This window comes from Uruburuella testudinis (genome assembly GCF_022870865.1).
GTDB classification, from domain to species: domain Bacteria; phylum Pseudomonadota; class Gammaproteobacteria; order Burkholderiales; family Neisseriaceae; genus Neisseria; species Neisseria testudinis.
This window is the reverse complement of the sequence record NZ_CP091508.1, coordinates 1,792,455-1,807,838: the sequence shown is the minus strand read 5'-3', so window position 1 is coordinate 1,807,838 and position 15,384 is coordinate 1,792,455. Positions and strand designations below refer to the sequence as shown.

At 51.7% G+C, this 15,384-nt stretch carries 10 protein-coding genes and 2 tRNA genes; all 12 read left to right on the top strand.

The features are described from left to right. Nucleotides 1-212 precede the first annotated feature (212 nt). The 12 genes from LVJ83_RS08260 (at nucleotide 213) to LVJ83_RS08205 (ending at nucleotide 15,351) form a co-directional block, all read left to right on the top strand. Complete coding sequence (locus tag LVJ83_RS08260; RefSeq protein WP_244784046.1) at nucleotides 213-1,001, top strand: basic amino acid ABC transporter substrate-binding protein; 789 nt, start codon at nucleotides 213-215, stop codon at nucleotides 999-1,001. Nucleotides 1,002-1,185: 184 nt separating this feature from the next. Beyond that, nucleotides 1,186-2,871, top strand: a complete 1,686-nt coding sequence (locus LVJ83_RS08255) for a glutamine--tRNA ligase/YqeY domain fusion protein (protein WP_244784045.1) — start codon at nucleotides 1,186-1,188, stop codon at nucleotides 2,869-2,871. Between the two features lie 81 nt (nucleotides 2,872-2,952). After that, a complete protein-coding gene (locus LVJ83_RS08250; RefSeq protein ID WP_244784044.1) occupies nucleotides 2,953-3,249 on the top strand; it encodes a hypothetical protein in 297 nt (98 codons plus the stop codon). After that, nucleotides 3,183-5,834 (top strand): class I SAM-dependent DNA methyltransferase, encoded by a 2,652-nt coding sequence (locus tag LVJ83_RS08245; protein WP_244784043.1) that lies wholly within the window; start codon nucleotides 3,183-3,185, stop codon nucleotides 5,832-5,834. The genes LVJ83_RS08250 and LVJ83_RS08245 overlap by 67 nt, the downstream gene beginning before the upstream one ends. A 53-nt stretch (nucleotides 5,835-5,887) precedes the next feature. After that, on the top strand, nucleotides 5,888-8,032 hold the full coding sequence (locus tag LVJ83_RS08240) for a DEAD/DEAH box helicase (protein WP_244784042.1): 2,145 nt from the start codon (nucleotides 5,888-5,890) through the stop codon (nucleotides 8,030-8,032). A 32-nt stretch (nucleotides 8,033-8,064) separates the two neighbouring features. After that, nucleotides 8,065-9,225 carry a GIY-YIG nuclease family protein gene (locus LVJ83_RS08235; RefSeq protein WP_244784041.1) on the top strand — a complete coding sequence of 387 codons (1,161 nt, stop codon included), beginning with the start codon at nucleotides 8,065-8,067 and terminating at the stop codon, nucleotides 9,223-9,225. A 204-nt stretch (nucleotides 9,226-9,429) separates the two neighbouring features. Then, nucleotides 9,430-10,689 (top strand): transcription termination factor Rho, encoded by a 1,260-nt coding sequence (gene rho, locus LVJ83_RS08230; protein ID WP_244784040.1) that lies wholly within the window; start codon nucleotides 9,430-9,432, stop codon nucleotides 10,687-10,689. Nucleotides 10,690-10,964: 275 nt separating this feature from the next. Further along, nucleotides 10,965-12,320, top strand: coding sequence for a deoxyguanosinetriphosphate triphosphohydrolase (locus LVJ83_RS08225; protein WP_244784039.1), 1,356 nt, complete (start codon nucleotides 10,965-10,967; stop codon nucleotides 12,318-12,320). Between the two features lie 175 nt (nucleotides 12,321-12,495). Beyond that, nucleotides 12,496-12,572 (top strand) — tRNA-Arg (locus tag LVJ83_RS08220). A gap of 11 nt (nucleotides 12,573-12,583) precedes the next feature. Next, nucleotides 12,584-12,658, top strand: a tRNA-Glu gene (locus LVJ83_RS08215). A gap of 600 nt (nucleotides 12,659-13,258) precedes the next feature. Continuing rightward, a complete protein-coding gene (locus LVJ83_RS08210) occupies nucleotides 13,259-14,602 on the top strand; it encodes an aldehyde dehydrogenase family protein (RefSeq protein ID WP_244787708.1) in 1,344 nt (447 codons plus the stop codon). A gap of 5 nt (nucleotides 14,603-14,607) precedes the next feature. Further along, on the top strand, nucleotides 14,608-15,351 hold the full coding sequence (locus LVJ83_RS08205; protein ID WP_244784038.1) for a toxin-antitoxin system YwqK family antitoxin: 744 nt from the start codon (nucleotides 14,608-14,610) through the stop codon (nucleotides 15,349-15,351). The last annotated feature ends 33 nt before the right edge of the window (nucleotides 15,352-15,384 follow it).

Below are 15,384 nucleotides of genomic sequence, written 5' to 3'. Positions count from 1 at the left end.
GCAGAAAACAGCCGATTGTTTGAAATATTCTGCTTTAGGCGGCCTTTTATTGTTATGTTATATTTAAAATTAATATATTTGAAAAATATCATGCCTCTGTAGGCAGAAAATCGGCACAAAGATATTATTGTTGACAATTTGAGTGTTCATGCCCATCAAACTTGTGTATGATTCAGTAAATGACGATTTACACAAACTAACTGAGGAAAGCCATGTTTAAGAAAACCGCCGTATTGGCCGCCATCGCCGCCGCCCTGATGTTGGGCGCTTGCTCTAAAAACGACAACACCGCCGCCGCACCATCAGCCGAAAAAGCCTATGTGGTGGCCACCGATGCCACTTATGCGCCGTTTGAATATCAAGACAACGGCCAGGTAGTCGGCTTTTCGAAAGACATTTTAGAAGCCATCGCCGCCAATCAGGGCATTAAATTTGATTTTGCCAACACCCCGTGGGAAGGTATTTTTGCCACCTTGGATAAAGGCGACAGCGACCTGGTGTCGTCCAGCGTCACCATTACCGAAGAGCGCAAAGGGCAGATGGATTTTTCAGACCCTTATTTTGAAGCATCGCAACTGATTGTTACCAATGAAAAAGGTGCTAATATCCAATCGTTTGCCGATTTGCAAAATCATACCGCTTCCGTGCAAACCGGCACCACCGGCGATTTGGTGCTGCAAAAACAGCAAGGAGCCGGCAGCGCCAACATCAAACGTTTCGACACCATGCCGCTGGCCTTGAAAGAGCTGCTCACCGGCGGTGTAGATGCCTCTGTGGGCGATAACGGTGTGATTCAGAATTTTGTCAACAACAACCCCAACGTCAAGCTGACCACCGTCAGCGACCCGGCTTTTGAAACCGAGCATTACGGTTTTGCCGTACGCAAAGGGCGCGATGATGATTTGCTGGCTAAAATCAATGCCGGCATTGCAGCCATCAAAGCCGACGGCACTTATCAAAAAATTTACGATAAGTGGTTTGGCGGTGAGCAAGCCAAATAAAATATCACAGCGCAACCACAGGCCGCCCGTTTCAGGCGGCTTTTTGCTGTTTGCCGCAGGCCGTCTGAACGCGGCTTGAATTTTCAGGTACAATGCACCATTATCTGATTTATCCCTTGTTCAGACGGCCTCATACATAAAGGCCGCCTGAAAACTAAACATCTCCAATAAATAACGACCCTATATGATGAACAAAGACCAATTTGCCGACAATCATTTTATCCGCACCATCATCGATGAAGATTTGAAAAGCGGCAAACACAACACCATCCACACCCGTTTTCCGCCCGAGCCCAACGGCTATCTGCATATCGGCCATGCCAAATCGATCTGCCTCAATTTCGGTTTGGCCTACGTGTATGAAGGCTTGTGCAATCTGCGTTTCGACGATACCAATCCTGAAAAAGAGTCCGACGAATACGTGCGCGCCATTAAAGAAGACGTGCAGTGGCTGGGTTTCAAATGGGCGGGCGAACCGCGTTTTGCCTCAAACTATTTCGACCGGCTGTTTGAGTATGCCGTCGGCCTGATTCGCGACGGCAAAGCCTATGTTGACGATTTGAACGCCGAAGAAATGCGCGAATATCGCGGCACGCTCACCGAGCCGGGCAAAAACAGCCCTTATCGCGAGCGCAGCATCGAAGAAAACCTTGATCTGTTTATGCGCATGAAAGCGGGCGAATTCCCCGACGGCAGCAAAACCCTGCGCCTGAAAATCGATATGGCTTCGGGCAACATCAACCTGCGTGATCCGGTAATTTACCGCATCCGCCGCGTGCACCACCACAACACCGGCGACAAATGGTGCATCTATCCGATGTATGACTACACCCATGCCATTTCCGATGCCATCGAGGGCATTACCCATTCGCTGTGCACACTCGAATTTGAAGCGCACCGCCCGCTGTATGACTGGGTGCTCGATAATATCCCCATCGACAACCATCCGCGCCAATACGAATTTTCACGTTTGGAGCTTTTGTATTCCATCACCTCGAAGCGCAAACTGAATCAATTGGTTACAGAAGGCCATGTTAAAGGCTGGGACGACCCGCGTATGCCTACCATTTCCGGTATGCGCCGTCGCGGCTACACCCCCGAAGGCCTGCGTTTGTTTGCCAAACGCGTGGGCGTTTCCAAATCAGAAAATATTGTTGATATGAGCGTGCTCGAAGGCGCCATCCGCGAAGAGTTGGAAGAGAGCGCACCGCGTATGATGGCCGTGCTCAACCCGATTAAAGTCGAGCTGGTGAATTATGATCCGGCGCTCACCCAAAGCCGCAGTGCGCCTTATCATCCGCATCATCCCGAATTCGGCGAACGCGAAGTGCCGATTTCCCAAACCCTCTACATCGAAGCCGACGATTTCAGCGAAAACCCGCCCAAAGGCTGGCAGCGGCTCACCCCCGGCGGCGAAGTGCGTTTGCGCTACAGCTATGTGATCAAATGCGAAGAAGTGGTGAAAGATGCCGGCGGCCGCATTGTGTCGCTCAAGTGCAGCATCGATCACGACACCTTGGGCAAAAAGCCCGAAGGCCGCAAGGTTAAAGGCGTGATTCACTGGCTTTCCGCCGAGCACGCCGTGCAGGCCACCGTGCGCCAATACGACCGCCTGTTTGTTGAAGCCCGCCCCGATGCCGTGCGCGGCGAAGACGGCGAATACGTGCCGTTTACCGATTTTCTCAATCCGGAATCGGTAACCGAAATCAGCGCCTGGGTGGAGCCGGTAGCCAACACCCTCGCGCCCGAAAGCCGCTATCAGTTTGAGCGTCTCGGCTATTTCGTTACCGACCGCCACGACCACAAGCCCGGTGCACCGGTGTTCAACCGCACGGTTACGTTGAAAGACGGTTGGCAGGCCAAAGCATAAAATCTTCTGCGAGGCCGTCTGAAAACGTTTTCAGATGGCCTTTCTTTTATTTATTTCGGATAACAGTCTTACTACAATAATATGGCACTCCATCCCACTCAAATTTTCGAGGCGCTTGAAAAACTTGTTCAAGAGCCTGACCGCAATAGTTTTATCTACGAATTTTTGCGCATTTTCGATACCCCGAAATCCACGATCACCAAACTGAAAAAAGGTGATGCGGCAAGCAACGTGGCCGATAATATCGATTGCGGCGCCGTAGCGCTTAAACAGCGCCTGTATTTCCAACCTGTCGGGGGGGGGGGCACGACGTGGCCGAAGCGCTGGCGCAGTTGCGACAGTCGCCTGCTATTGCCCAACATAAAATCCGCTTTTTAATCGTTACCGATTATCAAGACATTACCGCTTACGATGCCAAGGTTGATGACACAGTCGATTTCCCTTTTGAAGAGCTTCACAAAAACTATGCCTTTTTCCTGCCGTTGGCCGGTTATGAAAAAAGCCGCGACATCAGTGAAAATCCTGCCGATACCAAAGCCGCCGAAAAAATGGGACGGCTTTCCGATCAAATTCGCAGCCTGAATCCCGATGCTTCTGTCGAAGCGATTCACGCGCTCAATATTTTCCTCACCCGCCTGCTGTTTTGCTTCTTTGCCGAAGACACCGGTATTTTCGCTAAAAACAGCTTCACGCAAACGCTGGCCAATATCACCCAAAAAAACGGCAGCGACACCGCCGCTTATCTGACGCAACTTTTCCGCATCCTCAACCAGCCCGACAGCCATCCCGAGCGGTGCCGGGCAGCCGCCCATTTAGCCGCTTTCCCTTATGTAAACGGCGGCCTGTTTGCCGATGATTATCCCGTGCCGCAATTTGATGCCCGCGCCCGCCGCCTGCTGATTGAATGCGGGCAGCTTGATTGGGCCGATATCAATCCCGATATTTTCGGCTCGATGTTTCAAGCCGTGATTGATCCCGTGCAGCGCAGCCGTTTGGGGCAGCATTACACCTCTGTGCCCAATATCATGAAAGTCATACGCCCGCTTTTTCTAGACGACTTTCAGACGGCCTTCGAGCAGATTCTGGCCAACGGCCAAACTCGTGCCGATACCAAAATCCAAAAGCTGCACGCGCTCAATATGCGCCTTTCCCGCATCAAAATTTTCGACCCTGCCTGCGGCTCCGGCAACTTCCTGATTATCGCCTACAAAGAATTGCGCCGTTTGGAAATCCGGATTTTCCAAGCCATCAAAGATTTGGGCAGCAATGATTATTTCGTCAGCCAAATCCATTTAGGCTGTTTTTACGGCATCGAAATCGACGACTTTGCCGCTGAAACCGCCAAGCTTTCGTTGTGGCTGGCCGAACATCAAATGAACAGCGCCCACCAACTGCAACTGGGTAATGCCTTACCGACGCTGCCGCTGAAAGACAGCGGCCACATCCTCGCCGCCAACAGCTTGCGCCAAGATTGGGAAACTTTCTGCCCGCGCGATTCGCACCGCGATGATGAAGTGTATCTGGTCGGTAATCCGCCGTTTGGCGGTTCGGGCAACCGCACTGATGCGCAAACGGAAGACATGCAAATCGTGTTTGACGGCTTTAAAAAATTCAAAATGCTCGATTACGTGGCCTGCTGGTTTTGGAAAGGCGCGCAATACATCAGGGGCAGCCGTGCAAAACTCGCATTTGTGGCCACCAATTCGATCACCCAAGGGGAGCAAGTGGCGATGTTGTGGCCGCCGGTTTTTGCATTGAACGCACGCATCGCTTTTGCCTATCAAACTTTTGCGTGGGCAAACAATGCCAGGCAAAAGGCCGCCGTGCATGTGGTGGTTATCGGTTTGGCGGCCGAACCGACACGGGAAAGGGTATACCGCGGCCAACAATCAGGCTTTGCGTTTGGTGACGGCGGCAATAACGAGCCGGATTTTGAATCCGCCAAAACCCCGCCATGCCGCCTGTTCAGGCCGTCTGAACAAGAATGGGTGGTGCAGGAAGTGGCCAATATCAGCCCGTATCTGGTTGCGGGCAGCAATTTGGCTGTGAATAGCCGAGAAACGCCGTTGGCCGATGTGTCGGCTATGGTGTACGGCAACAAACCGGTAGACGGCGGCCATCTGATATTGAGCCCTGCTGAAAAAGAAGCTTTGCTTGCCGCTGAGCCGCAAGCCGCAAAATGGATGAAAAAGCTGCTTGGTTCGGATGAATTTCTCAATGGCAAAGAGCGCTGGTGTTTGTGGCTGGTGGGGATTGGCGAAGATGAATTGGCTGCTATGCCGCAAGTGATGGCGCGGGTGCATGCTGTGCGTGCATTTCGTTTGAGCAGTAAAAAGAAGCAAACGCAAGAATGGGCAGAGAAGGCCCATCTGTTTACTGAAATCCGCCAACCTTCAGACGGCCAATATATCCTCGTCCCCTCTGTATCTTCCGAGCGCCGTCAATATATACCGATGGCTTTTCTGAATGCCGATGTAATTAGCAGTAATGCTAATTTAATGATTCCCTACGCCACTTATTACGAATTCGGTATTTTAAATTCGATGATGCACAACGATTGGATGCGCATGGTGGCAGGCCGTCTGGAAAGTCGTTACCGCTATTCCGGCACTTTGGTTTACAACACTTTTCCGTGGCCGCAAGCATCGGCAGCGGCGCGGGAACAGATTGCCGAGTTGGCCAAAAATATCTTGCGGGCCCGTGCCGAAAACGCCGGCAAAACCCTGGCTGAATTATACGACCCCGACAAAATGCCCGCTAATCTGCGCCAAGCCCATCAGACGCTGGATGCGGCGGTGGATAAGCTTTACCGCAGCAAACCTTTTTCAGACGGCCTTGAGCGCGTGGCGCATCTGTTTGGTTTGTATGAGCAATTGATTGCAGCAGAACAGCAACGCGAAGCAGAAGTGAAAACGAAAGCCAAAGCAGCTAAAAGCAAGAAAAGGCCGTCTGAAAGCAAATAACGGCCGGTATCGCAACTTTCAAAGCGACGTAAACCAAAAAAAAGGAAAACAACATGACCATCCCCTTACTCAATGTCGAATATGCGCAAACGGGCACGAGCACCAAGCAAAACAATATGGGCATGCGCGAAATGCAGGCACGTGCGTTTGCCAAGCGGCAGGCGCAATATCTGCTGCTGAAAGCACCGCCTGCTTCAGGTAAATCGCGGGCGCTGATGTTTTTGGCTTTGGATAAATTAAACAATCAGGGTTTGAAAAAAGCGGTGATTGCGGTGCCGGAAATGTCGATTGGCGGCTCGTTTGCCGATACCGATTTACGCTGTTTCGGTTTCTTTGCCGATTGGCGGGTGAAGCCTGAAAACAACCTTTGCGTTTCAGACGGCCTCGATGATAAAGGCAAGGTGGCAGCATTTTGCCGCTTTATGCGCGGCGATGATGAGGTGTTGGTGTGTACTCATGCCACCTTGCGTTTTGCCTTTGATGAAATCGGCAATGCGGCGGCATTTGACCATACTTTGGTGGCAGTGGATGAATTTCATCATGTGTCGGCGGATGAAAACAACCGTTTGGGCGGGCTGATGGATACGCTGATGCAGCAATCGGCAGCGCATATTGTGGCGATGACCGGCTCGTATTTTCGCGGTGATGCGGTGCCGATTCTTACCGAAGAAGATGAGGCAAAATTCGAAAAGGTAACCTACACTTATTACGAACAGCTAAACGGTTATCAATATTTGAAATCGCTGGGCTTGGGCTACCATTTTTATCAGGGGCGCTATCTGGATGCCTTGGGCGAGGTGCTCGACCCGGCCAAGAAAACGATTATCCATATTCCGAATGTGAATTCGGGCGAGGCGGCGGTGGACAAATATTCTGCCGTCGGCCACATCATCGACATTTTGGGCGAGGAAGTCGGCCGCGATGAGGCTACGGGCATTATCACGATTAAAACCCATGCGGGCGGTTACTTGAAAATCGCTGATCTGGTGGACGATCATCCGCTGGTGCGCCCGAAAGTGCAGGCATATTTGCGCGGAGTAAAAGAGCGTGAAGATATGGACATTATTATCGCGCTGGGCATGGCGAAAGAAGGCTTCGACTGGCCCTTTTGCGAGCATGTGCTTACCATCGGCTACCGCAGCTCGATGACGGAAGTGGTGCAGATTATCGGTCGGGCTACCCGTGATTGCCCGGGCAAAAGCCACGCACAGTTTACCAATTTGATTGCGCAGCCGGAAGCGGCGGACGAAGATGTGAAAGTATCGGTTAACAATCTGTTGAAAGCGATTACGCTGTCGTTGCTGATGGAGCAGGTGCTGGCACCGAATATCACTTTCCGTCGCCGCTCGGATGTGGGCAAAGGCGAGGTGTTGCCTGCCGGAACGGTGGTGGTGGACGATACGGTGGTGCCGGTGTCGGCCAAAGTGGTGGAGATTTTAAACGGCGATTCCACTGAAATTATTGCGGCGCTGACGCAAGATCAGCAGGCGCAGCGGGGTTATGTGAATGTCGAAATGCCGTCTGAAACGGTAAATGAGGTGCGGCTGCCGCAAATTGTGGCGCATCGTTATCCTGATTTGAATGCGGATGAACGTCAGCAGGTTTCAGACGGCATTTTAACGATAATGACGGCCAATAGCGGCGGCGGTTTGATAGATGGCCGAAGCTTGCCTGAAAATGCGCAAATAGAAGGCGAGCGCCGTTTTGTGGAACAGGGCGGTTTGTTTGTGGATATTGAGACACTTTCTGCCGATGAGCAGGCGAATGTGCAGCCGGAGAAGATTGTGCGCGAGCACGAGCTGCCGGCAGGAGCAGAAATTGTTCATCCGAAAACAGGTGAGAAATCAATAGCGGGCAACACGCAGTTTGTGCGTTTGGGTGAGAAATTTATTAATATCGAAAAATTAAACGTAGATTTGATTCGGGCGGTAAATCCGTTTGCGCAGGCGTATGAGATTTTGTCGAAAAATGTTGACAGTGCTTTGTTGAAAGCGATTCAAAATTATGTGGATGCAGGCAGAATCAGCATGAGTGAGGATGAAGCGGTAATGCTGTGGCCGCGGATTAAGACGTTTGTGCAGACCAATGGCCGCGAACCCTCAAAAAATGCTGCCGATATCATGGAAAAACGTATGGCTGAAGCCTTGATTTATATTCGCAATAAAAAAGCGGAAAGCTTGTCGAAAGGTGGTGTGTGATGCTGGTGCTGCGCAGAAAAAGCCGGTGCGGGTTGGATGATATTTGGGAGGACGATGATTTGGGGCTGTTGGCGGATGTTAAACCGAAAATACAGCATGATGCGCGGCACCAAACCGGCATCGCACAGTTTGCAGAAGTGAATGATTTTTTCAGACGGCATCAGCGCAGGCCGTCTGAAAGCAGTGGCGATTTTCAAGAGGAATTGTTGGCGAAAACTTTGCAGTCTTTGTGCCGTGATGGGGAATGTGCCGAAATGCTCAAGGCATATGATGAGTTTGGTTTGCTGAATATTGATGCAGCAGTAATCAGTTTGGCTGATATTTTTGACGATGATGATTTGGATTTGCTTGATGCGGGCAATATTGAGATTTTTGATTTTACGCATATTAGCGAGCAACAAGGCAAAGCTTATGCCGATGAAGGCAATGCAGAGCGGCGGGAATGTGTGGATTTTTGGCGTTTTGAGGCTTTGTTCCAACAAACCCATGCCGCTTTGAAAGCGGGGCGGGCGCACTTGGAACGCTTGAAAACCGAGCAAAATCTGCAAAAAGGCGAGCTGTTTTTATTGGGCGGCCAGCTTTGCTATATAGCCGATGTGGTGGAGGCAGAGGCGCGCAAAAGCAATCGTGCCCAATTCCGTCTGCGCTTGATTTATGAAAATGCCACAGAATCGAATATTTTGATGCGCTCGTTGGCCAGGGCGGTATATAAAGATCCGAACGGGCGCAAAGTGATGATGCAGAAGCCGTCTGAAAACGGTGATCTGCTTTCCGGCGACCCATGCCGTGAAGAGGTAACGGGCTGGTTGTATGTGGCGGCTTTGACTGCCGCCAAACCGGAATTGGCGGGCTGCCGCCATGTGCACAAAATCGGCTTTACCACTACCACGGTAGCCGCCCGCTTGGCGGAATCGGTAAATGATATTGCCTTTTTGGAAAGTGAAGTGAAGCCGGTGTTGGCGTTTGAATGCCGCAACATCAATCCGCATACTTTTGAAAGATTGTTGCACACTTTTTTCTACGGCCAACGCTTGAACATCACATTAACGGCGAAAAACGGGCAAAGCTACCGCCCGCATGAGTGGTTTGATGTGCCGCTGGCAAGCATTGAAGAAGCGGCAGGTTATATTGCAGAGGGTACGATTAATCGTTATCGGGTGGATCAAACCACGGGTCGGATTGTGGCAAAATAAAGCATGAGCTGTTTGTGTTTTCGGCAGCAGATAAGATTCAAGCTTCTTAATTAAATTTGACACAACAGGGGCGACTGAATACAATCCGAGTCTGACAAGCACTTTGTCGTTCTATATCAAGCCGCATCGGCTTAACCCTATCCTCATCTTTACTTTCAGACGGCCTCAGGCCGCCATTTCTCACATTTTAAGATATCTCATACTATGCACGTTTCCGAATTACAAACCCAGCACATTTCCAAACTTCTGGAAATGGCCGAACAACACGGCATTGAAAATGCCAACCGCCTGCGCAAACAGGATTTGGTATTTGCCATTGTGCGCCAGCTGATGAAGCAGGGCGAAAATTTTACCTGCTCCGGCACGCTTGAAATTTTGCCCGACGGCTTCGGCTTTTTGCGCAGCTCCGACACTTCCTATCTGGCCGGGCCCGACGATATTTATGTGTCGCCCAACCAAATCCGCCGCTTCAATCTGCACACCGGCGACACCATCGAAGGCAGCGTGCGGGTGCCCAAAGACAACGAACGCTATTTTGCCTTGGTGCGCCTCGACAGCATCAACGGCGACAAGCCGGAAGTGTGCAAGCATAAAATTCTGTTTGAAAACCTGACTCCGCTGTTTCCCACCCGCCCGCTCAAGCTCGAACGCGACATCAAGGCTGAAGAAAACCTCACCGGCCGCGCCATTGATTTGGTGTCGCCCATCGGCATGGGGCAGCGCGCATTATTGGTGGCACCGCCGAAAACCGGTAAAACTGTGATGCTGCAAAACATCGCCCATGCCATTACCGCCAACAACCCCGAAGTAGAGCTGATTGTGCTCCTGATCGACGAGCGCCCGGAAGAAGTCACCGAAATGACTCGTTCTGTGCGCGGCGAGGTGGTTTCATCCACTTTCGACGAACCGGCGGCGCGCCATGTGCAAGTGGCTGAAATGGTGATTGAAAAAGCCAAACGCATGGTAGAGCATAAAAAAGACGTGGTAATTTTGCTTGATTCGATTACCCGCCTGGCACGCGCTTACAACACCGTGGTGCCGGCATCCGGCAAAATCCTCACCGGCGGCGTAGATGCCAATGCGTTGCACCGGCCGAAACGCTTTTTCGGCGCGGCGCGGAATATCGAAGAGGGCGGCTCGCTGACCATCATCGCCACTGCGCTGGTAGAAACCGGCAGCCGTATGGACGATGTGATTTTTGAGGAATTCAAAGGCACCGGTAATATGGAGCTGCACCTCGACCGCCGCTTGGCCGAGAAGCGCGTGTTCCCCGCCATCAACATCAACCGTTCGGGCACCCGCCGCGAAGAATTGCTGGTATCCAACGATCAATTGCAGCGCATGTGGCTGCTGCGCAAATTTTTGCATCCGATGGACGACATCGAGGCCACCGAATTTTTGGTGGGCAAGCTGAAAGATTCCAAAGACAATAACGATTTTTTTGAAATGATGCGCGGCAAATAAATGCCCGAGGCCGTCTGAAAGTTTTCAGACGGCCTGTTTTATAGCCGAATAGCTTATTTCAGTGTAAAGCTCTGCAAACAACCCAAATATTTGATTGATCGAAATATCAAATATTTCAGACGGCCTGTTTTTGTGTAAACCTAATTACCATATGGCAATGATAGAAAAATCTTTTGGTATCAACCGTTTTGAACGCATGCCGTCAGATTTCGGGGTGTGGCGGGCATGCTGCTGATACCGCTTTTCATTTCACGCCAATACTAGGAAACCCCACGATGACCACCAAAATGAATTGGCAGCAATTGCTCAGCACCCAACGTTTCCGCCCCAAAGACGGTGAAATCGTGCCCACCAGCACGCCGTCTACACAAGAGGGCGCCGATGCCTTGCGCACCGATTTTCATATCGACTACGACCGGGTGGTATTTTCCGGCGCGTTCCGCCGCTTGGGGCGCAAAACCCAAGTGCATCCGTTTGCCGAACACGACCACACCCACAACCGCCTCACCCACAGCGTGGAAGTAGCCAGTGTGGGGCGCAGCTTGGGCAACCGTGTCGGCATGATGATGCAGGCAGGCGAATTTCTGCCTCTGGGCAATACCCCCAGCGATATCGGCGCGGTGGTGCAGGTGGCCTGCCTGGCGCACGATTTGGGTAATCCGCCGTTTGGTCACACCGGTGAAGATGCTTTGCGCGACTGGTTCCGCAATCCCGCCCACAGCCGCTATCTGGCAGGCTTGAGTGAAGCCGAGCGCAATGATGTGCAAACTTATGAAGGCAACGCCCACAGCCTGCGCTTGCTGGCGAGCTTGGAGATGTACCGCAACCGCGGTGGCATGCGGCTGACGGCTGCCACCATCGGTGCGCTGCTGAAATACCCGTGGACCACGCTGTCGCCCAACGGCCGCAAGAAGTTTAATATCTATCAAACCGAGCTGCCGTACATCCGCCGCGTGGCAGTCGAATTGGGGCTGCCGGAGTTGGAAAAAGACCGTTGGGCGCGCCATCCGCTCTCTTATCTGATGGAGGCGGCCGATGATATTTGCTATGCTTTGCTCGATTTGGAAGATGCCGTGGAAATCGGCCTGTTGGGCGATAGCGAAGTGGAAAGCATTCTGGCCGAACTCACATTTACCGAAACCACCTGGCACGCGCAAAGCAGCCGCCAGCGCTGCGCCATGCTGCGCGGCATCGCCATCGGTCGGGCGATTGATGATGTGGCGCAAACCTTTATGACCCATCAATCAGATTTGCTTCATGGCGAATTTCAAGGTAAAGACTTGCTGGCTTTGTGCAGCCCTGAAGTGCAAAACACGCTGGAAAAAGCCAAAGAATTGGCGCGCACACGGATTTTCCGCCATCAAAGTAAGTTGATGACCGAAATCGCCGCCTTTCCCTGTGTGGGCTCGATTCTGGATTTGTTGGTGCCGGCTGCGCATGCGCTGATTACGGAAGGGCAGGTGGGCACACGCCAATCGCTGGCGCTGGAATTGCTGAACAATGATGATCCGCTCACTCAAGCCGACAGTTTGTATCAGGCTTATATGAAAATTCTGGATTTTGTCGGCGGCATGACTGATAACGCGGCAGCGAAAATGGCACGTGAAGTTTCCGGCATCGGTATGGTTTAGGGCGTTCTGGCTTTGGCATCAGGCCGTCTGAAAAAAGCTTTCCTAAATTCAGATTAAATTCAATCGGGTAAATATTTTGATGAGAAAATGTGAAAAAAAGGGTAGACAGATTTTGGCAGTTTCTATATTATTCGGTTCTCTTGATTCACGGCACTAACGAAGCGCAGTGATACACGCACCCGTAGCTCAGTTGGATAGAGTATCTGGCTACGAACCAGAGGGTCGGGCGTTCGAATCGCTCCGGGTGCGCCATCAAGATATCCGCGCCCATCGTCTAGCGGTTAGGACATCGCCCTTTCACGGCGGTAACCGGGGTTCGATTCCCCGTGGGCGTGCCAATTCCAGCACCCTGTTCAATGTTTTGAACAGGGTGTTTTCATATTGCTGTCATTATACGGTATCTTTTTTACAACAATTTCTATGCCGATCGGCATAATTCCCCATCGTTTTGCAATGGCTTGATATATTGGCGGGCAAAGCTGTCATAATGTCTTTCTTAACATTTATATTCATTTACCAGAATAACCTAACTGCGTTGGTTCGCCGCCTTACTGGCTTAATTTTGTGAATGGGTATCAGACGGCACCTTGTGAATCTGTCATAACATTTAAAAACCGAGAGCCTCGCAAAATTCTTGTTGAAACAATGGAAATTGTTTGATTAACGTTATTTCGATGCGGGCTGAAATCTTTTTTTTGATTCAAGTATATGGTTTTAAAGTAAACTTTCGGTAAGGCACCGGTTGCCGGCCTGCGCCGGAATGACGGAGTGGGTTGAGTGCTTGGGTATCCTGATGTGTCGATTTTCGAGTGCTTTTTGCCCGGCATCTGCATTTTCAGGAACAAAAACTCCCCCATAAACGACACATCAGGGCATCTTTGCGTGCGGAAAAAGTATTTTGCCAAAGCTTTTGGCCGTCTGAAATTATGGAGAAAGCAGTGTTTCGCAGTGTTAATGTTGTCAGCGGAGAAACTTTGTATGAACGTGCGGCGCAGCCGTGGCCGCTGTTTGCCCGTGATTTGACCGGTTTGCGCGAGCAACAGCAGCATTTTGCCGCCCTGCCGGTAACCGGGCGCACGGCTTTGTTGTCGGCATTTGCCGACCGGCTGGCGGCCGGGCGCAACCGTTTGGCGCATATGGTTTGCGAAGAAGTCGGGCGCTGTCTGCGTGAATGTGAAGCCGAGCTGGATAAATCGGTGGAGCTTATCCGCTACTATGCACGTTTGGCGCCTGAATTGCTGGCGCATAAAACCATTGCCACGCAGGCAAGTTTGAGCCAAGTGTGTTTTGAGCCTTTGGGTGTGGTATTGGCGGTTATGCCTTGGAATTATCCGGTGTGGCAGGTGTTGCGTTTTGCCGTGCCGGCTTTATGTGCGGGTAATGCCTGTGTGGTCAAGCCTGCGCCGAGTGTGGCGCGGGTAACTGCGGCATTGTTTGATTTGGCAGGCACTGAGCTGCCGTTTCAGGCGGCATGGCTTGATCATGAAGCGACTTTGCAAGCGGTGGCGCATTGCGATGCGATGGCTTTTACCGGCTCTACCGATACCGGCCGCCATCTCGCTGCTCATGCCGGAGCGCATCTGAAAAAAACGGTGCTGGAGCTGGGCGGCAGTAATGCGTTTATTGTGATGCCGGATGCGGATTTGCAACAAGCCGCCACCGATGCGTGTTATTCGCGTTTTCGTGATGCCGGGCAATCGTGTAACGCGGCCAAGCGGATTATCATCACTGATGCGGTGGCGGATCGGTTTTTACCGCTGTTTTTGGCAGAATGCGCCAAATTGAAAACCGGTCATCCGTTGGATGCCTCAACCACACTGGCGCCGCTGCACCGTGAAGATTTGCGCCTGCGGGTGCACGCCCAGGTGGAAGATGCGCTGGCTAATGGAGCAACGGCCTTGTGCGGCGGGGTTTTGCCTGAGGGCAGGGGGTGGTTTTATCCGGCAACGGTATTGGATAATGTGACACCGGCCTGCCGTGTGTATCGCGAAGAAGTGTTTGGGCCGGTGGCAGTATTGTTACGCGCACGTGATGCAGCGCATGCGGTGGCGCTGGCCAATGATAATCCGTTTGGCTTGGGGGCGAGCATTTATTCGGCCGACGAAGTGCAGGCATGGAAATATGCGCGCCAACTCACCACGGGTGCGGTGTTCATCAACCGCCATACCAGCAGCGATCTGCGTTTGCCGTTTGGCGGCGTGAAGGCTTCCGGTTATGGGCGGGAGCTGTCTGAATTCGGGTTGTATGAGTTTGTTAATGTGAAATCTTACTGGCAAAAGTAGAGAAAATGAACAGATTAGGGCAAGCAGTTTGGGCAACTTCGATGATGGCCGTGTCGCTGCCGGCGCTGGCGCAAACGCAGAAACTGTATTTCAACCAGCAAGGCCGGGTAACGCCGGCCATGTCTTCGGTGGCATACGTGCGTGAATACCGTGTGCAGCAGGGCGTGGCGCATTCGCAGGATTTTTATTACCCGTCGATGAAAAAATATTCTGATCCTTATCAGGTGCCGGCCGGGCAGATTCAAACGTTTGTGCCGGTGTTGAGCAACGGTGTGCTGACTTTATGGTATTTCAACGGCCAGAAAAAAATGACCGGTCAATATAAAAACGGCAAGCCCAACGGCGAGTGGATCAACTGGTATCCCAACGGTAAGCGTTCGGCCGTTATGCCTTATGCAGAAGGAAAAAGTGAGGGCACCGGCGCACGCTATTACCGCAACGGCAATAAAGAAAGTGAAATTCAGTTTAAAAACGACAAGGCCAACGGTGTTTGGAAACAATGGTATGCCGACGGCAGCCCGAAAACCGAAATGACCATGCTTGACGACAAGCCGACCAGCATTGTCAGCTGGAACGAACAAGGCCGCCTGCTGTCGGAATTAAGCATTGATCACGGCAAACAAAACGGCATTGTGCTTGATTGGTATGAAAGCGGCGCCAAAAAATCAGAAACGGTATACCGTGACGGCGATTTAATCAAGCGCACCGTGTGGGATGAAGAAGGTTATGTGTTGGAAGAATTGCCGTAATGCTCATCCACAAAAATAGTCTCAAGGCGTTGG